Genomic DNA, 17,018 nt, shown 5'->3' on the forward strand with positions numbered 1-17,018 from the left:
CCGGGAGGAAGTTGCCATGCCGATCACAACAACAAGGCGCCGTCTGCTCGCTGGATCTGCTGTCGCGCTCGCGCTGCCGGCCTTTGCTCGCGCGCAAGGCGCAGTCAAGCCGCGCCTGACCGCGATCTCGCAATGGTCCGCAGGAAGCGACGGAGCGGCGATCACCGCGCTCGGCAAGAAATTCGAGGAGAAAGGCGGCATCTGGCAGCACTCGCCCGTCCCCGGATTCACCACTGAGATGATGAACAAGCTGCGCGCCCAGATCATCGCCGGCGATCCGCCGGCCTGCTCCCAGCTCAAGGGGCCCGAGATTGCCGCCTGGTCGAAGATTGCGCCGACCGTCGATCTTGACGCCGTTGTCGCTGCCGCCGGTTACGAAAAGGTCGTCGCGCCCGACCTTGCAAAATTGCACAAGCCTGCGGGCAAGTGGATCGCGCTGCCGTTGCAGATCTACAGCACCAACATGCTGTTTCTCTCCAAACGCGCGATGGACAAGGCCAAGGCCGACAAGCCGCCGGTCACCTGGGCTGACTTCAATGCTCTTGCCGAGAAGATGAAAGCGGCCGGCATCACTTACCCCATCGCCAACGGCGGCACCCGCGCCGACGATGGGCAAAAATTCGAGGCCTCATTCGCCGGCATCAGCCCGACAGCGTACCGCGCAGCCATCATGAATCTCGACAAGAAGGCCCTGGAGGGTCCCGAGATCAAGGCTGCCTTCGCACAGATGCGCAAGATCACCGAGTGGATGGACCCCAATGTCGGCGCCCAACCCTATGCCACCAATTTGAAGCGCTTTGTCGACGGCGACATGGGCATGATGATCATGGGCGGTTGGGCACAGGGCGTGTTGAAAAGCTCCGGTTTCAAGTTCGACGACTATGTCATCGCGCCAGGACCCAGCGACAATGGCAAGCCGGTGTTCCTGCTGAATGCCGATGCGTTCATCTTCTGGCAGCGCAAAGAACCCGATCTGCAGGCTGGCCAGGCGTTGATGGCCCAGCTTGTCATGGATCCAGCGATCCAGACCATGTATTCGCAAATCACGGGATCGATCCCCGTGCGCACCGATGTCGATCTGTCCGGTGAGGGCTGGTCGGATGGTCAACGGCGAACTGCAGCCGCACTCAAGGATGCCGTGGCCAACAATCAGGCCGTCCTGAGCCTTGCGCACAACATGGCGCAGGAAAACGGCCTGACCGCTGCGATGATCGACGTGTTCACCGAATATGTGAAGAACAAGACGATCAAGCCGGAGGAGGCCGTCACCCGCCTCGCCGAGGCCGTCGAGGGCGCACGTTGACCAACGCCGTCTCGACCGCAACGCGACCGGGCCGGCCGGCGACCTCTGACATGGTGCGCCGGCTGCCCGAATATCTGATGATCTGGGTGCCGCTGCTGTTGTCCGCAGCGCACCTCATTTCGTTTTCGATCTGGACCATCTGGATTTCGTTCACGCCATCCACGCTTATTCCGGTCTCGGGCTGGGTGGGCTTGCGCAACTACAATGCGGTCCTGGCGTCGCGGAACTGGCAAATCGCCTTCGACAATCTGCTGCTGTTCGGTATCGCTTTCGTGCTGCTGAGCTTGATCACCGGTCTCGCGCTCGCGATCCTGCTCGATCAGCGCATTCGCGGCGAGAACGTGCTGCGTACCATCTTCCTGTACCCCCTCGCGGTCTCGTTCGTCGTCACCGGCACGGTGTGGAGCTGGCTGCTCAATCCCGGTATCGGGATCGAGAAGCTCGTCCATGACCTTGGCTGGAGCTCGTTCCACTTCGACTGGCTGGTCAACCGCGACATGGCGATCTGGACCATCGTCATCGCTGCGATCTGGCAATCCTCGGGCTTCGCCATGGCTCTGTTCCTGGCCGGCCTTCGCTCCGTCGACGCTGACATTATCAGGGCCGCGCAGATCGACGGCGCTGGACCGTTCCGAACCTATCGGCGCGTCATTCTGCCGACGCTCTGGCCGATCACCATCACCGTCGTCGTTGTCCAGTTGCAGTTCGCGATTTCGGCCTTCGACCTCGTCCGCGCGCTCACCAACGGCGGGCCTGGAATCGCGACGCAGCTACCGGCCCTCGTCGTCTACGATTTGATGTTCCAGCGCAGCCAGCTCGGGCGCGGGGCGGCGGCGGCAGTGCTCATGCTGCTCATTCTGCTCGCAGTGCTGCTGCCCTATGCAGCGTGGCGTTATGTCCAGCGACGGCAGGCCACCCATGCGTGACCGAAGCTTCGCCCCGAGCCGGATTCTGATCTATCTCATCGTGACATTGTTCGCGGCCGCCTATCTCGCGCCGCTGGCCGTGGTCGTGTTGAACTCGCTCCGGACCAATGAGGAAATTGCGCAGAGTTCGATGATCGGCTGGCCGCAACATTTGGCCTGGAGCAACTACGCTCTGGCCTGGAGCGGCTTCTGCGTCGCCGAGACCTGCGCCGGCATCCGGCCTTACATGTTGAACTCCGCGCTCGTCACGATTCCCGCGACAATCCTCTCCACCCTGCTCGGTGCTGTCGCGGGTTACGCCGTGTCGCTCTGGCGTTTTCGCGGCGACAACTGGATCTACGGCATCGTCACTCTCGGCCTCTTCCTGCCCCAGCAGATGCGCCTGCTGCCCTGGACCATCGTGCTGCGGGACATCGGGCTCATCAACACGCTGTCGGGTCTCGTGCTGATTCACACGATCCAGGGGCTCTCCTTCACGGTGCTGTTCTGCCGAAACTATTATGTCGCCATTCCACACGAACTGATCAGGGCCGCGCGCATCGACGGCGCCGGGTTCTTCCGTATTTTCTGGCGCATCATCCTGCCGCTCTCGTCCCCCATCCTGATCGTCACCGTGATCTGGCAGTTCACCCATATCTGGAACGAGTTCCTCTATGGCGTGACATTCACGACCGGCCGGCAGCAGCCCGTGACGGCCGCGCTCATCGCGCTGTCTGCCGCGGTCGCAGATATCCCCCAGCATGGCGTGCAGAGCGCAGCCGTGATCATCGCCGCGCTCCCCACTTTGCTGATCTATCTCTTCGGCGGCAGGTATTTCGTACGCGGCCTCACTGCCGGGGCCGTCAAATGATGGATGGGTCATGGCAGCACTAAGCATTCGCGCCCTGTCGAAGCGCTACGCCAATCTCGAGGTGCTGACGGGCATCGACCTCGACATCGAGAGCGGTGAATTCACCGTGCTGGTCGGGCCGTCCGGCTGCGGCAAGTCCACCCTGCTCAACATCGTCGCCGGGCTCGATCGGGCCAGCGACGGCACGATCGAGATCGGCGGACGCGTGGTCAACGACGTCCCGCCCAAGGACCGCGACATTGCCATGGTGTTCCAGTCCTACGCGCTCTATCCCTCGATGACGGTGCGCCAGAACATCACCTTCGGCATGGAATGCCGACACGTCGCCAAGGCGGAGCAGGAGAAGGCGCTGGCGAACGTGGCCAAGCTACTGCAGATCGAGCCGCTGCTCGGCCGCAAGCCGTCGCAACTGTCCGGCGGCCAGCGCCAGCGCGTGGCGATGGGGCGCGCGCTGGTGCGCAATCCCCTGCTCTTCCTGTTCGACGAGCCGCTCTCCAATCTCGACGCCAAGCTGCGCGTCGAGATGCGGATGGAGATCAAGCGGCTGCATCAGCGCATCGGCGCCACCATCATCTATGTCACCCACGACCAGATCGAGGCGATGACGATGGCGACCCGCATCGCCGTGATGCATCGGGGCGTGGTGCAGCAATTCGCCGACCCCGACACGGTGTACCGCTATCCGGCCAATCTGTTCGTCGCCCGCTTCATGGGCTCGCCGCCGATGAATACGATGCCGGCACGGCTCGAGGCCGACGCCGGGGGGCCTGCGGCGGTGATCGGCGCAGGCCGGCCGGACGAGGTCCGTCTCCGCCTCCAGAACTACGACGCAGCGGCGTCCTATGTCGGCCGCGAGGTGGTGATTGGAATCCGGCCGGAATGCATCGCCGAGGGGGATCGCCTGTTCTCTGGCGCCACGGGCGCGCCGGTCATCGTCTCCGCGCCTGTCGAGCTGGTCGAGCCCACCGGCGCCGAGACCATCGTCCTGCTGCGGCTTGGCGGCGAGCCCGCGCAGGCGCGCATCTCGCCGGACATCCGCCCGTCGCCGGGTGGGACCGCCTCCTTCGCCCTCGATACCCGCCGCATTTGCCTGTTCGACCCTGAGACGGAGCGACTGATCGCATGACCAAGACGAGCTATGCCGACCTCGCGGACCGCGTGGTGCTGATCACCGGGGGCGCCAGCGGCATCGGCGCCGCCTTCGTGCGCGCTTTCGCCGCGCAAGGCGCCCGTGTCGCCTACCTCGACATCGATGTGCAGGCCGGCGAAGCGCTGGCGCACGAGGTGGCGAAAACGTCCAGCACCGCGCCGATCTTCGTGCCCTGCGACCTCCTCGACATCGACGCCCTGCGCGCGGCGCTGGCGAAGGTGCACGGTTCGCTCGGCGATGCCGCGGTCCTCGTCAACAACGCCGCCAATGACCAGCGCCAGGTGCTGGCCGATGTGACCCCGGCCGAATTCGACTGGATGATCGGCGTCAACCTCAAGCACGTCTTCTTTGCCGCGCAAGCCGTGGTGCCGCAGATGCAGGCGCGCGGCGGCGGCGCGATCATCAACATGTCGTCGGTGGCCTGGATGCGCGGCGCGCCGGCGCTGCCGGTCTACGCCGCAGCCAAGGCGGCGATCGTCGGCTTCACCAATTCACTGGGCCGCCGGTTCGGCGCCGACCGCATCCGCGTCAACGCGATCGCGCCGGGCATGGTGATCACCGAGCGGCAGCGCCGGCTGTGGTATCCCAACGAGCAGGCCATCACCGAGCTGCGCACGCGCCAGGCCATTCCCGATGCGGTGACGCCCGACGATATCGCTGACATGGCGCTCTACCTCGCCTCCGACGCGAGCCAGCGCATCACGTGCCAGTGTTTCCGGGTCGACGGCGGTCTCGCCTAGCCGGCGCGCCGACCTTGCCGCATCGTCGCGAGCACGATGTCGGCGGCGAGCACGCTGGGAGATTTATTGCCGGTGGACATGATGGCGTCGAGCTGCGCGAAGGCTTCGACCTGTTGCGTGCGCAGCGGCGAGTCCGTCAGCACCTCGGACAACCCCGCGGCGAGTTTCTCGGGCGTGCAGTCCTCCTGCAGGAACTCGGGGATCACGTCCTTGCCGATCACGAGATTGGCGAGGATCACCGACGAGACCTGGATCGCGCGGCGCAGGATGAAGGCCTCCATCGCGCCGACGCGATAGGCGGTCACCATCGGAATGCCTGACAGCGCCAGCTCAAGCGTCACCGTGCCGGATTTCGCCAGCGCCGCGCGCGCGATTCGGAATGCGGCGCGCCTCTCGGTTTCGCCGACCACGATCTGCGGCTTGACCGGCCAGGTCGCCACGCCCTCGCGGACGGTGGCTTCGAGATGCGGCATCGTCGGCAGCATCAATTCGAACGCGCGGCCCTCGGCCTGCAATCGCCCGAGCGCGGCGCCGAACAGGCCGAGATGATGCCGGATCTCGCTGCGGCGGCTGCCCGGCAGCACCAGCAGCACCGGCGGCTCGCTGTCGCGGCGCTTTTGCTCGTCAGGGTTCGGGCGCAGCGACGGCAATTGCTCGATCAGGGGATGACCGACATAGCTGCATGGCGGCCCCTTCAGCTTGCGGTACTCCTCCGGCTCGAACGGCAGCAGACCCAGCACGTGATCGACATAACCGAGCATCGCGCGCGCGCGGCCCGGCCGCCAGGCCCAGACCGAGGGCGAGACGTAGTCGACGACGGGGATCGTCGGATTCTTCGCGCGCACGCGGCGCGCAATACGATGGGTGAAATCGGGACTGTCGATGATGACCAGCGCGTCGGGCGCGGACTCGGTCACGGCATCCGTGGTCTCGCGGATCAGCCGCAGGATCTTCGGCAATTGCTGCATCACCGCGGCAAAGCCGACGATCGACAGCTCCTCGATCGGAAACAGCGTCTCAAGCCCCTCGCGCGCCATGGTGCGGCCGCCGACGCCCTCGAACTGCACGCCGTCACCGAGGCGCTGGCGCAGCACCTTCATCAGCGCCGAGCCGAGCCGGTCGCCGGATTCCTCCGTCGCGATCAGGAAGATCTTCCGTTTGGGATCGCGGGTCTGCATCACGCGGGCAGACCGACGACGAAGAGATATTTGGCGTCGGCGAGCCCGATCATCGCCTGCGGCTCGGCGGCGATGGTGTTGCCGGCGATGACAGCGACCCCGGCAAGGCCGGCCTTGGCAACGCCCTCGATCGTGCGCGCGCCGATCGTCGGCAGGTCAAAGCGCAAATCCTGGCCGCTCTTCGGCGCCTTCACCAGCACGCCACGTCCGGTGGCGGCACGGATACGGCCCTCCTCGCGCAGCCGCGCCACGCGCGCCAGCAGCGCATCAGTGCCCTCGATGTCCTCGACCGCCACCACATGGCCGTCGATCACTACGGCGGCCTGACCGATGTCGAACGGCCCGAGCGCGGTGAGCACCGCGCGCCCGCGTTCGATGTCGCTCTTGGCGTTGTCGGCCGGCCAGGCGCGGGTGATGCAGCCCTCGGGCATCAGCAGGTCGGGCGCGACGTCCTTGATCCCGACCATGCGAAAGCCGCCTTGCTCGAGAATGCGCCCGACACCGGACAGCAGATGATCGTCGCCGCCGCGGAAGGCGCGGATGACGTTACCGAGCAGCCGCAACGTCGTGAAGTCGAACCGGATCTCCGTGAGCGAAGGCCGCACCAAGGTGCCGATGAAGATCAGGTCGCGGCAGCCCTCCTCGCGGAACAGCCGCATCGCGCGGCCGAGCTGACCGACCGAGATCCAGCGGTGGCGGAATTTCTCCACCAGCGCCGGATCGCAGGCACCTCGCAACGGAAACAGCACCGGCGTGATGCCGCGCGCGGCGAGCGACTCGGCAACCGCGAACGGCATCGCGCCACCGCCCGCGACCACGCCGACCGGTGATGAAATCGCTGGAGCCGCCGATGTCATGTCCGCGGCCATCCCGGCGTCACTTCTCGATGGCGGGAAGACAGAGCGGACGCTTGCCCTTGCCGATGAAGCCGAGGATTTCGGCGATCGCAGGATCTTCGCTCCCAAGCAGCCGCGCCGCCTCCAGCCGCTCGGCGAATGTGCCGGGGCCATGGAAGAGTTTTTGGTAGAACGCCCGCACGGTTGCGAGACGCTGCCTGGTGAGATTGCGCCGCTTCATACCGATGAGATTGAGGCTCTCCAGCACCGCATATTGGCCGTTGGCGAGCCCGTACGGAATGATGTCGTCGCGCACGCCCGAGAGGCCGCCGACCATCACATAGGAGCCGATGCGCGTGAACTGGTGCACCGCGGACAGCCCGCCGATATAGACGGCATCGCCGATCTCGCAATGGCCACCGAGCGTCGCCGAGGTCGCGAAGATCGCGTTGTTGCCGACCATGCAGTCATGGCCGACATGGCTGTTGTTCATGAAATAGCCGTCATTGCCGACGCGCGTCTTGCCGCCACCCTTGACGGTGCCGACGTTCATCGTCGCGCCTTCGCGGATGGTGCAACCGGAACCGATGTCGAGCGTGGTCGGCTCGCCCTTGTAGCTGAGGTCCTGCGGCGCGCCACCGAGCACCGCGAACGGCGAGATCACGCAATTGTCCCCGACTGAGGTATGGCCGATGACGGTGACCTGTCCGATCAGCTTGCAATTGGCCCCGATCCGGGCGTTGCGACCAATGATGCAAAAGGGCCCGATCTCGGTGCCCTCGCCGATCATGGCGCCGTCTTCCACCCGTGCGGTGGGGTCGATCTTACTCATCAAGAAGGTCTGACTATGTGTTGAACTTGCTCGGCTTTCCGGTGGTTAGCGCGACTGCGCCCGATCTGTCCAGTGACGTATGATCTCGGCGTGTTTCAGAGACTGGCTGAGGAATCCGCGCCGCTGCATCAACCACCTCATCCAGCACTTGAACGGGCGGCGCCGCCCTCAGTCGGTCAGCATCGCCCCGACATCGGCTTCGGCGACGACCTGGCCGTTGACCTTGGCGTCGCCGTGAAACCACCACATGGCCTTGCGGCGGCCGAGCGAGCGCATGTGATACTCGATGGTATCGCCGGGCAGCACGGGCTTGCGGAACTTGCACTTGTCGATGGTAAGGAAATAGACCGCCCGCGGCTTCTCGGTACCCTCGACCGACTTGATGCCGATCACACCGGCGGTCTGCGCCATCGCCTCGATCATCATCACGCCCGGATAGACCGGACGCTCGGGGAAATGGCCCTGGAAGGCCGGCTCGTTGAAGGTGACGTTCTTGATGCCGATGCCGCTGTAATCGGCCCGGATGTTGATCACCCGGTCGATCAGGAGCATCGGAAAGCGGTGCGGCAGCGTCTGGAGGATCGCATAGATATCCACCAGCTCGAATTTAACAGGTGATTCCGCCGTCATTCCCGTCCCTCGTCCTTCGGATCGGCCTTGCTGCCGCGTACCAGGCGCTCCACCGCGATAATTTCCTTGAACCACTGTTTGGTCGGCTTGGCAAAAAATCCGCCCCAGCGACCGTTCGGCGGGATGTCGTCCTTGACCCCGCTCATCGCGGTGACCTGGGCCCCGTCACCGATCTTGAGGTGATTGTTGATGCCGACCTTTGCTCCCAGCGCCACGTTGTCGCCGATCGTCAGGCTGCCTGCGAGCCCGATCTGGGCCGCCAGCAGGCAGTTCCGGCCGATCGTCACATTGTGGCCGATCTGGACCTGATTGTCGATTTTGGTGCCCTCCCCGATCACCGTGTCGCGCAAGGAGCCGCGATCGATGGTGGTGCCGGCGCCGACTTCCACATTGTTCTGGATCAGCACACGGCCGGTCTGGGGCACCTTCAGATGGCCCTCGGGGCCGAAGAAGATGAAGCCGAAGCCGTCCTGGCCGATCGAGCAGCCGGGGTGGATCAGCACGTTGTTGCCGATCAGTGCGCACTGGATAGCCGTGCGGGCGCCGACATTGCAGTCCCGCCCGATCTTGACGCCTGGACCGAGGACCACACCGGCGCCGATCACGCTGCCGCCGCCGATCTCGACATCCGGACCGATGACGGTCAGCGGCTCGACGATGACGTCGTCCTCCAGCCGCGCCGACGGGTCGATGATGGCCGATGGCGCGATGCCGTCATTGCCGAACCAGGACTGTGGACGCAGCGCGTCGCCATGCCATTCCCGGGCGATCGCGACAAAGGCGCGGAACGGCTGCGCCACCCGCAGCACGGCCACATGCGCGGGCACCTGGGCCTCGAAGCGCGGGCTCACCAGGCAGGCGCCAGCCTTGGTCGCCTTGAGCTCATCGGCGTATTTGAGATTGTCGAAGAACGCCAGCTGCATCGGGCCGGCTTCGTCCAGCGAAGCAAGACCCGTGATGACATGACCGCCCCTGACAGGGTCGACCAGTTGCGCCTTGGTCAGCGCGGCGATGTCGGCCAGCGTTGAGGTCGGCGGTTTTTTGAAGAAGGTCGGCTGCGCCATTCCACCCCGTCGCGGTCCGGCTTCGGCATGAAGCGGCCAGGCCGCATCATGCCTTATCTCATGGATTGATCACGATCTTTTTGGCGGCCGGCCCCAAGGAACTCCCCAACAGGAACACCTAAGCGGCCGGATCATGCCCTGCTGATCGAATTAGAAACTCGTGCCGCCGCCGAACCGGAATTCCTGCGTGCGGTCATTCTTGCCCTTGGTAAGCGGCACTGCGTAGTCAAAGCGCAGCGGTCCGAACGGCGAGGCCCAGATCAGGCCGACACCGACCGACGAGCGGACCACATTGCCATTGTCATACACCAGGCCAGTACAAGTTCCAGCCGTGTTCGGGTTGACGGTCGATGGCGTACAGTTCGAGTTCCTGGTCGTGGTCATTTCGTTGGTCACCGACCACGTCGTCGGGCCCTGATAGTCGAAGAGACCACCGGCGTCGGCGTAAACCGCGCCCTTCAGACCCACTTCCTTCGGAAGGAACCAGAACGGCATCTGCAATTCCAGCGAAGCGCCCCAATATTTGGTGCCGCCAAGCGCGTCCTGCGTACCAAAGGGATTCAAATCGCGCGGGCCAATGCCGTTCGGCGCGAAGCCGCGGACGAGGTTCGGACCCATCTGGAAGTGATCCAGCATGCGCAGATCGTTGTTGCCGATCTTGTTCAGGATACCGCCCTGGAGATGGACGAGGCCGACGAGGTCAGACACCAGCGACTGGTAGTACTTCGCGTCCGCGACGGTCTTCAGGTAGGAGACGTCGCCGCCGACGCCGGCGAAGTCCTGCCTGAAGTCGATGAGCAGGCCGTCGGTCGGGTTCTTGTTGTTGTCGAGCGTGTTGTAGGTCAGCGTGTAGCCGAGCGCAGAAGTCAGCGTCTTGCCGTTCGCAAGCTCCTTGCGGACCGGCAGCGAGGCTTCGCCGTCGCTGTAGCAGCCGAGGCCGTTGGTCGAGGTCAGGTCGATGCCGTTAACGGCGGCAAAAGCCGGGCTCGGATTGAAGGCCGACGAACCGAGGACGTTGTTACAGTTCGCCAGGTAGGACGGCAGCGTGATTTCCTGCCGGTAGATCGAGTAGCGCAGCTGGAGCGACAGATCTTCACGCAGCGAGAAGCCGAGGCGCGGCGAGAAGCCGAGCGTCTTGGTGCCGTAGGAGATGTAGCTATTGGACAGCTGGGTGCGCTGATAGAGGTCGAGGCCCAGCGCGACGCGGTAGTCGAGCAGATAGGGCTCGACGAACGACAGCGAATAGCCGCGTGCGTACTGGCCGTAGGTGACCGACGCCTTGGCGAACAGACCGCGGCCGAGCAGGTTACGCTCGGAGACCGAGACTTCGGCCAAAGCGCCGTCGGTCGTGGAGTAACCACCAGAGACCGAGAAGTCGCCGGTCGACTTTTCTTCGAGATCGACGATCAGGACCACGCGGTCGCTGGAAGAGCCCGGCTCCGTCGTGATCTTCACGGTCTTGAAGTAGTCGAGGTTCTTCAGGCGGCGCTCGGCGCGATCGACCAGCGCACGGTTGTAGGCATCGCCCTCGGAGAGGTCGAACTCGCGACGGATCACGTAGTCACGGGTACGCGTGTTTCCGCGGATATTGATGCGCTCGATGTAAGTGCGCGGACCTTCGTCGATGTTGAACACGACGGAGACGGTGTGCGCATCGAAATTGCGGTCGCCGCCCGGACGCACCACCGCGAAGGCATAGCCGCGGCGCGAGGCCTCGATCTGCATATCCTCGACCGATTTCTCGACCGATTCGACGTTGTAGAGCGAGCCGACATTGACGCGCGAGAAGTTGCGCAGCGAGCTCGGGTCGAAGTTCGCGATGCTGGTGCGGAAATCGACAGTACCGACGCGGTACTGCTGGCCTTCCTCGATCTTGAAGGTGACGTTGAAGCCCTTCTTCTCCGGATCGTATTCGGTGAGCGCGGCCACGACCTGAACGTCGGCGAAGCCGTTCTTCAGGTAGAAGCGGCGAATCAGGTCGCGGTCGGCCTCGACCCGGTCCGGATCGTAGACGTCACCGCTGCTGAGGAAGCTCAGCAGATTCGATTCGTGCGTCTTGATGACGTCCCTGAGGCGGTAGGACGAGAACGCGGTGTTACCGACGAACTCGATCGACTTGACCGAGGTCTTGGCGCCTTCGTTGACCGTGAAGACGAGATCGACGCGGTTGTTCGGCTGCTCGATGATCTCCGGCGTGACGGTCACGTCATAGCGGCCGGAGCGGCGATAGATTTCGGCGATTCGCAGCGTGTCCGACTGCACCATGGCGCGGGAGAACGTGCCTCGAGCCTTGGACTGGACTTCGGCGGTGAGCTGCTCGTCCTTGATCTTCTTGTTGCCCTCGAACGCGATGCGCCCGATCACCGGGTTTTCCACCACGGAGACGACGATCTGGCCGCCGGCGCCGCGGTTGATCTTCACGTCCTGGAACAGGCCGGTTTCGATCAGCGCCTTGAGGCCGTCATCGATGGCGCCCTGATCGAGGCGACCACCGGGGCCGGGCTTGAAATAGGAGCGGATCGTCTCCACCTCGACACGGCGATTTCCTTCGACGGAAATCGACTGCACGGTCTGAGCGAGCGCAGACGAAGACACGAAAACAGCCCCAATCGGGGCAACCACCGGCGCGCCGAACATGATCAGGGTTGCTAGCAAGCCCCCCCGGAGTCGCAGTCCAAACTTCATTGCGCAGCGCGCCCTTATCAACTTACCAGACCCAACCCCAAAGCCGGTCTGGGAGATTCCCCAAGTTCGAAGCCGCTTGTAGCCAATTTCCCCGATGTCGCAAACGGCAGCTGACACCGTATTTTCAATTTCATTCCAAGACGTTGCCCAATGGCAACGCCACAAAAAAGCCCCTATCAGGAAGCGGCCATCCGCAGAATGTCGTTGTAGGTCGCGAACACCATCAGCATCAGCACCAGACCGAGCCCGATTCGGAACCCCATCTCCTGGGTCCGCTCGGACAGCGGGCGACCGCGGACGACTTCGGCCGCGTAGAACATAAGGTGACCGCCATCGAGCAGCGGGATCGGGAACAGGTTCAGAAGCCCGATCGAAACCGACAGCACGGCGCACAGATTGATCACAAACTGGAACCCCGCGCTGGCCGCCTGCCCTGACATCTTGGCGATGCCGAGGACGCCGCTGACCTCGTTCGGATTGCCCTGCCCGATGAACAAAGAGCCCAGGAACTTGAAGGTGCTGGTGATGATGAACCAGACCTGCTCGACCCCGATCTTGAGCGCCTCGCCGACACCGACCGGCGAGGTCGAGGCTTCACCGGCCTGGGACTTGTGCTCGACGCCGAGCACACCGACGTGGTGGCTGTTGCCGAACGGATCCTTACGCTCGAGCAGCGCCGGCGTCGCGGTCAGCGACACGATCGCACCGTCCCGCTTCACCTGGAAAGCCAGTGCCGAACCGGCGTTCGTCGCGACAATCCGCTGCATGTCGGCAAAGCTCTCGATCGGCTTGCCGTCGATCTGCACGACGACGTCGCCGATCTTGAAGCCGGCGGCGGCCGCCGCGCCGTCGGCGACGACGCCGTCCACGCGCGCGATCGTGCTCGGCTTGCCGTAGTACAGCGCCATGCCTGCGAAAATCAGGGCGCCGAGGATGAAATTGGCAATCGGACCGGCCGCGACGATGGCGGCGCGCGGGCCCACCTTCTTGTGGTGAAAGCTGCCGGCGCGCTCCTCGGCCGTCATGGCCGCGAGCGCTTCAGCCGATGGGGTCGAAGCCTCGCTCTCGTCGCCGAAGAACTTGACATAGCCGCCGAGCGGGATCGCCGATATCTTCCAGCGGGTGCCGTGGCGGTCGTTGAAACCGACCAGCTCAGGTCCGAAACCGAGCGAAAAGGTTAACACCCGCACGCCGGCCCAGCGCGCGACCAGGAAATGGCCGAGCTCGTGGAAGAACACGACGATGGTCAGGACGAACAGAAAGGGAACGACGTAGCCGAGGAGCCCATGGCTCAACGTATTGAAACTATGGGTAAAAAAGTCGATCATCGAATTCCCTCATCCAGCGCCGCAAGGCCCTGGCCCCGAACTACCTAGGATGCCTTTAAGGCAATTTGAGGCAATAGGGCGGCAGCTTTATTTCGCGAAACATGGTCAACGGATATTGCATCATCCGCTGAGGTCATGGGGCCGTGGTTCCCACTCCGGATCCAGTCCTCCAGCGTCGCCTCGACCAGCCGGGCGATGGCGCCGAAGCGGATCTTGCCGGCGATGAAGGCCGCGACCGCGACCTCGTTGGCGGCATTGTAGACGGTGGTAGCCCCCTTCCCGTGCCGGAGCGAATCGAAGGCCAGGCGAAGCCCGGGGAACCGCTCGAAATCCGGTGCCTCGAAGGTCAGCTGGCCGATCTTGGCCAGATCGAGCTTGGCTGCCGGTCCCTTAATGCGGTCGGGCCAGCCGAGGCAATGGGCGATCGGCGTGCGCATGTCCGGCGAGCCGAGCTGGGCCATCACCGAGCGGTCGGAGAACTCGACCATGCCGTGAATGATCGACTGCGGATGCACCAGAACGTCGATCTCGTCCGGTGTCAGCGCGAACAGATAGGATGCCTCGATCACCTCGAGCCCCTTGTTCATCATCGAGGCGGAATCGATCGTGATCTTCTGGCCCATGCTCCAGTTCGGATGCTTCAGGGCCTGCTCGAGGGTCGCCTGCTCGATGTCGGCCGGCTTCCAGGTGCGAAACGGGCCGCCCGAGGCGGTGATGATGACGCGAACGAGCTCGTCGCGATTGCCCGATGCCAGCGCCTGGAACAGCGCGTTGTGCTCGGAATCGGCCGGCAGGATACAGGCGCCCGCTTTCGCTGCGCGCTGCATGAAGAAATCGCCGGCGCAAACCAGGCATTCCTTGTTGGCGAGCGCGACATGCGCGCCGCGATCAACCGCAGCTAAGGCCGGCTTCAGTCCGGCCGCGCCGCTCACCGCCGCCATCACCCAATCGGCCGGGCGCGCGCCCGCCTCGATCACCGCGCTTTCGCCGGCGCCGCATTCGGTGCTCGTGCCCGCAAGTGCGGACTTGAGCTCGGCGAGCTTGGAGGCGTCTGCGATCGCGACGAAGCGCGCGGAGAATTCCCTCGCAAGCTTCGCCAGCGCCTCGACATTGCTGTTCGCGGTCAGGGCCTCGACGCGATAGCGCTCGGGCGAGGCGCGCAGCAGATCCATCGTGCTGTCGCCGATCGAGCCGGTGGCGCCAAGGACCGTGACACTGCGGATGTCGGCCGCAGCCGGCTTGTTGTTACGCAAAGGGACTGCGCTCATATCCTCACCAAACCATAAGACCGCTTCCGGCGCTATGCACACCATGGCGGAGGAAGCCGATAAACCATGCCACCAGGATGGCGGCGACAAAGCCGTCCAGGCGGTCCAGAAGTCCGCCATGGCCGGGAATTAAGTGACTGGAATCCTTGACGCCGAAGCGCCTTTTCACCGCGGATTCGAACAGATCGCCCGCCTGCGAGACCACCGAGAGGATGGCGCTGACGAGCAGCAGTGGAGCCGCTTTTCCGATGCCGAATGCGGCAAACCCGGCCGCGACCGCAAGGCTCGCCGCAAAACCGCCGAACGCGCCGGCCCAGGTCTTCTTCGGGCTGACGCGCGGCCACAGCTTCGGTCCGCCGATGCCGCGGCCGGCGAAATAACCGCCGATATCGGTCGCCCATACCACGAGCAGCACGAACATCAGCGCGGCGAAGCCGTGCACGAGATCCTGCCGCACCAGGATCGAGGCCAGCAGGGCCGCGGAGGCATAGGCGAATCCGGTCGCGGCCCAAACGAACTTGCCCCGCGCGATCAGCGTCACGATCGCACCGCCGACACAGCCGGTGATGACGGCGGTCTTGAGTGCACCAAAGGCGACACAGGCCCCCATCACCGCGATGACGATTGTCCCCGCCCCGGTCAGTGCAGCCGACCCCGCTCCCACCACCATCAGCCATTCCGCGAACAGTCCGATAGAGACCAGGGTGACGAGAAGCGCCCACAGCCAGCCGCCAGCATAAGCGAGTGCGATCGCGAGCGGCGCCAGCACGAGTGCTGCGAGGACTCGCATCAGGAAATTGCTCGGGGCAGGCTTCGAGCCCGCTGCTTCGGCGTCGGGTTCGCTCACGAGGCGTTTTTCGCGACCAGGCCGCCGAAACGGCGCTCGCGCCTGGCGAATTCGGCGATCGCGCTTTCGAGCGCCGCCTTGTCGAAATCGGGCCAGTGGACCGGTACGAACACGAGCTCGCTATAGGCGGCCTGCCACATCAGGAAATTCGACAGGCGCTGCTCGCCGCTGGTGCGGATGATGAGATCGGGATCGGGAATGTCGGGCGCGTCGAGATGGGCGCCGAGAGCATCAGCGTCGATCGAGGCAGGATCGCGCCTACCGTCTGCGACCTCGCGCGCGAGCTTCTGCGCCGCTTTCGCGATCTCCTGCCGTGAGCCGTAGTTGAAGGCGACGACGAGGGTCAGACGCGTGTTGTCGCGCGTCAGCTCCTCGGCCTCGTTCAGCAGCGCGCAGATGTCGCCCTCGAGCCCGTCGCGCTCGCCGATGATACGAACCTTGACGCCGTCGCGATGCAGGCTCGCGAGATCGTTGCGGATGAAGCGCTTGAGCAGACCGAAGAGATCGCCGATCTCGCTCGCCGGGCGCGACCAGTTCTCCGAGGAGAACGAGAAGATGGTGAGATAGCGGATGCCGAGCTCGTGCGAGGCACGCACAACGCGGCGCAGCGCCTCGACGCCGCGGCGATGCCCCTCCGCCCGCGGCAGACCGCGCGCGGCCGCCCAACGCCCGTTGCCATCCATGATGATGGCGACATGCGCAGGCGCGTCGGATCGGTCTGGTCCTTCCGTTGCGGGCGCGGCGGCGTTGGACATGACAGCAGCCTCAAAGGCGCGAACTATACTCTAGAGCGTGATGATGGTGCCCATCGCGCTTTAGACGGTGAGGATTTCTTTTTCCTTGGCGGCCAGCAGCTGGTCGATCTCGGTGATGGTGCCATCGGTCACCTTCTGCACCTCGTCGGCGTGACGCTTCTGATCGTCCTCCGACATCTCGTGATTCTTCTCGAGCTTCTTCAAAACATCGAGACCATCGCGACGGACGTGACGCGCAGCCACCTTGGCGGCTTCGGCGTATTTGTGCGCGACCTTGACCAGCTCCTTGCGGCGCTCCTCGTTCAGCTCGGGGATGCGCAGGCGCAGCACCTGACCTTCGGTCGCCGGCGACAGGCCGAGATTGGAATCGACGATCGCCTTCTCGACCGGCTTGACCATCGACTTGTCCCAGACCTGCACCGAGATGAGCCGCGGCTCCGGTACGCTGACGGTGGCGAGCTGGTTCAGCGGCATGTGGCTGCCATAAGCCTCGACCTGCACCGGATCGAGCATCGAGGCCGACGCGCGGCCCGTACGCAGGCCGCTAAGCTCGTGCTTGAGCGACTGGACCGCGCCCTGCATGCGGCGCTTCACTTCGTTGAGGTCGAAATTACCCGTGGCCATCA

16 protein-coding genes are annotated in these 17,018 nt (G+C 64.5%); 5 read left to right on the forward strand and 11 right to left on the reverse strand.

What is annotated here, in order from left to right:
- Positions 1–16: 16 nt before the first annotated feature.
- From ACP2YP_RS21600 to ACP2YP_RS21620, 5 genes are read left to right on the forward strand one after another with little or no spacing between them, the layout of a single operon-like run.
- A complete protein-coding gene (locus ACP2YP_RS21600) occupies positions 17–1,303 on the forward strand; it encodes an ABC transporter substrate-binding protein (protein ID WP_426418374.1) in 1,287 nt (428 codons plus the stop codon).
- A 50-nt stretch (positions 1,304–1,353) separates the two neighbouring features.
- Positions 1,354–2,229: a carbohydrate ABC transporter permease gene (locus ACP2YP_RS21605; RefSeq protein ID WP_426426223.1), complete on the forward strand. Its 876-nt coding sequence runs from the start codon at positions 1,354–1,356 to the stop codon at positions 2,227–2,229.
- Positions 2,222–3,079 (forward strand): carbohydrate ABC transporter permease, encoded by an 858-nt coding sequence (locus tag ACP2YP_RS21610; protein ID WP_426418375.1) that lies wholly within the window; start codon positions 2,222–2,224, stop codon positions 3,077–3,079. Before ACP2YP_RS21605 ends, ACP2YP_RS21610 begins: the two co-directional genes overlap by 8 nt.
- A 10-nt stretch (positions 3,080–3,089) precedes the next feature.
- On the forward strand, positions 3,090–4,205 hold the full coding sequence (locus ACP2YP_RS21615) for an ABC transporter ATP-binding protein (protein WP_426418376.1): 1,116 nt from the start codon (positions 3,090–3,092) through the stop codon (positions 4,203–4,205).
- Positions 4,202–4,969 (forward strand): SDR family NAD(P)-dependent oxidoreductase, encoded by a 768-nt coding sequence (locus tag ACP2YP_RS21620; protein WP_426418377.1) that lies wholly within the window; start codon positions 4,202–4,204, stop codon positions 4,967–4,969. The genes ACP2YP_RS21615 and ACP2YP_RS21620 overlap by 4 nt, the downstream gene beginning before the upstream one ends.
- Here ACP2YP_RS21620 and lpxB read toward each other — a convergent pair.
- The 11 genes from lpxB to frr form a co-directional block, all read right to left on the reverse strand.
- Complete coding sequence (gene lpxB / locus ACP2YP_RS21625; RefSeq protein ID WP_426418378.1) at positions 4,966–6,150, reverse strand: lipid-A-disaccharide synthase; 1,185 nt, start codon at positions 6,148–6,150, stop codon at positions 4,966–4,968. The genes ACP2YP_RS21620 and lpxB overlap by 4 nt on opposite strands.
- Positions 6,147–7,004, reverse strand: a complete 858-nt coding sequence (locus ACP2YP_RS21630) for an LpxI family protein (RefSeq protein ID WP_426418379.1) — start codon at positions 7,002–7,004, stop codon at positions 6,147–6,149. Before ACP2YP_RS21630 ends, lpxB begins: the two co-directional genes overlap by 4 nt.
- A gap of 19 nt (positions 7,005–7,023) precedes the next feature.
- Complete coding sequence (gene lpxA, locus ACP2YP_RS21635) at positions 7,024–7,815, reverse strand: acyl-ACP--UDP-N-acetylglucosamine O-acyltransferase (RefSeq protein ID WP_426418380.1); 792 nt, start codon at positions 7,813–7,815, stop codon at positions 7,024–7,026.
- A gap of 168 nt (positions 7,816–7,983) precedes the next feature.
- Positions 7,984–8,445: a 3-hydroxyacyl-ACP dehydratase FabZ gene (gene fabZ, locus ACP2YP_RS21640; protein WP_426418381.1), complete on the reverse strand. Its 462-nt coding sequence runs from the start codon at positions 8,443–8,445 to the stop codon at positions 7,984–7,986.
- Positions 8,442–9,509, reverse strand: coding sequence for a UDP-3-O-(3-hydroxymyristoyl)glucosamine N-acyltransferase (lpxD, locus tag ACP2YP_RS21645; protein WP_426418382.1), 1,068 nt, complete (start codon positions 9,507–9,509; stop codon positions 8,442–8,444). The genes fabZ and lpxD overlap by 4 nt, the downstream gene beginning before the upstream one ends.
- A gap of 150 nt (positions 9,510–9,659) precedes the next feature.
- Positions 9,660–12,194, reverse strand: coding sequence for an outer membrane protein assembly factor BamA (bamA, locus tag ACP2YP_RS21650; RefSeq protein ID WP_426418383.1), 2,535 nt, complete (start codon positions 12,192–12,194; stop codon positions 9,660–9,662).
- A gap of 176 nt (positions 12,195–12,370) precedes the next feature.
- Positions 12,371–13,522 (reverse strand): RIP metalloprotease RseP, encoded by a 1,152-nt coding sequence (gene rseP / locus ACP2YP_RS21655; protein WP_426418384.1) that lies wholly within the window; start codon positions 13,520–13,522, stop codon positions 12,371–12,373.
- 44 nt (positions 13,523–13,566) lie between these two features.
- Positions 13,567–14,790, reverse strand: coding sequence for a 1-deoxy-D-xylulose-5-phosphate reductoisomerase (dxr, locus tag ACP2YP_RS21660; RefSeq protein WP_426418385.1), 1,224 nt, complete (start codon positions 14,788–14,790; stop codon positions 13,567–13,569).
- A 4-nt stretch (positions 14,791–14,794) separates the two neighbouring features.
- Complete coding sequence (locus ACP2YP_RS21665; protein WP_426418386.1) at positions 14,795–15,637, reverse strand: phosphatidate cytidylyltransferase; 843 nt, start codon at positions 15,635–15,637, stop codon at positions 14,795–14,797.
- Entirely contained in the window at positions 15,634–16,392 is a 759-nt protein-coding gene (locus tag ACP2YP_RS21670) for an isoprenyl transferase (protein WP_426418387.1), read from the reverse strand. Before ACP2YP_RS21670 ends, ACP2YP_RS21665 begins: the two co-directional genes overlap by 4 nt.
- 60 nt (positions 16,393–16,452) lie before the next feature.
- Positions 16,453–17,016: a ribosome recycling factor gene (gene frr, locus ACP2YP_RS21675; RefSeq protein WP_426418388.1), complete on the reverse strand. Its 564-nt coding sequence runs from the start codon at positions 17,014–17,016 to the stop codon at positions 16,453–16,455.
- Between the last annotated feature and the right edge of the window lie 2 nt (positions 17,017–17,018).

The organism is Bradyrhizobium genosp. A (assembly GCF_049949275.1).
Lineage (GTDB): Bacteria > Pseudomonadota > Alphaproteobacteria > Rhizobiales > Xanthobacteraceae > Bradyrhizobium.

Coding starts and splice junctions, on each gene's coding strand:
- frr (WP_426418388.1), bottom strand. CDS start 17,016: ATGGCCACGGGTAATTTCGACCTCAACGAAGTGAAGCGCCGCATGCAG.
- rseP (WP_426418384.1), bottom strand. CDS start 13,522: ATGATCGACTTTTTTACCCATAGTTTCAATACGTTGAGCCATGGGCTC.
- bamA (WP_426418383.1), bottom strand. CDS start 12,194: ATGAAGTTTGGACTGCGACTCCGGGGGGGCTTGCTAGCAACCCTGATC.
- ACP2YP_RS21620 (WP_426418377.1), top strand. CDS start 4,202: ATGACCAAGACGAGCTATGCCGACCTCGCGGACCGCGTGGTGCTGATC.
- ACP2YP_RS21610 (WP_426418375.1), top strand. CDS start 2,222: ATGCGTGACCGAAGCTTCGCCCCGAGCCGGATTCTGATCTATCTCATC.
- dxr (WP_426418385.1), bottom strand. CDS start 14,790: ATGAGCGCAGTCCCTTTGCGTAACAACAAGCCGGCTGCGGCCGACATC.
- fabZ (WP_426418381.1), bottom strand. CDS start 8,445: ATGACGGCGGAATCACCTGTTAAATTCGAGCTGGTGGATATCTATGCG.
- ACP2YP_RS21615 (WP_426418376.1), top strand. CDS start 3,090: ATGGCAGCACTAAGCATTCGCGCCCTGTCGAAGCGCTACGCCAATCTC.
- lpxD (WP_426418382.1), bottom strand. CDS start 9,509: ATGGCGCAGCCGACCTTCTTCAAAAAACCGCCGACCTCAACGCTGGCC.
- ACP2YP_RS21605 (WP_426426223.1), top strand. CDS start 1,354: ATGGTGCGCCGGCTGCCCGAATATCTGATGATCTGGGTGCCGCTGCTG.
- ACP2YP_RS21600 (WP_426418374.1), top strand. CDS start 17: ATGCCGATCACAACAACAAGGCGCCGTCTGCTCGCTGGATCTGCTGTC.
- ACP2YP_RS21670 (WP_426418387.1), bottom strand. CDS start 16,392: ATGTCCAACGCCGCCGCGCCCGCAACGGAAGGACCAGACCGATCCGAC.
- lpxA (WP_426418380.1), bottom strand. CDS start 7,815: ATGAGTAAGATCGACCCCACCGCACGGGTGGAAGACGGCGCCATGATC.
- ACP2YP_RS21630 (WP_426418379.1), bottom strand. CDS start 7,004: ATGACATCGGCGGCTCCAGCGATTTCATCACCGGTCGGCGTGGTCGCG.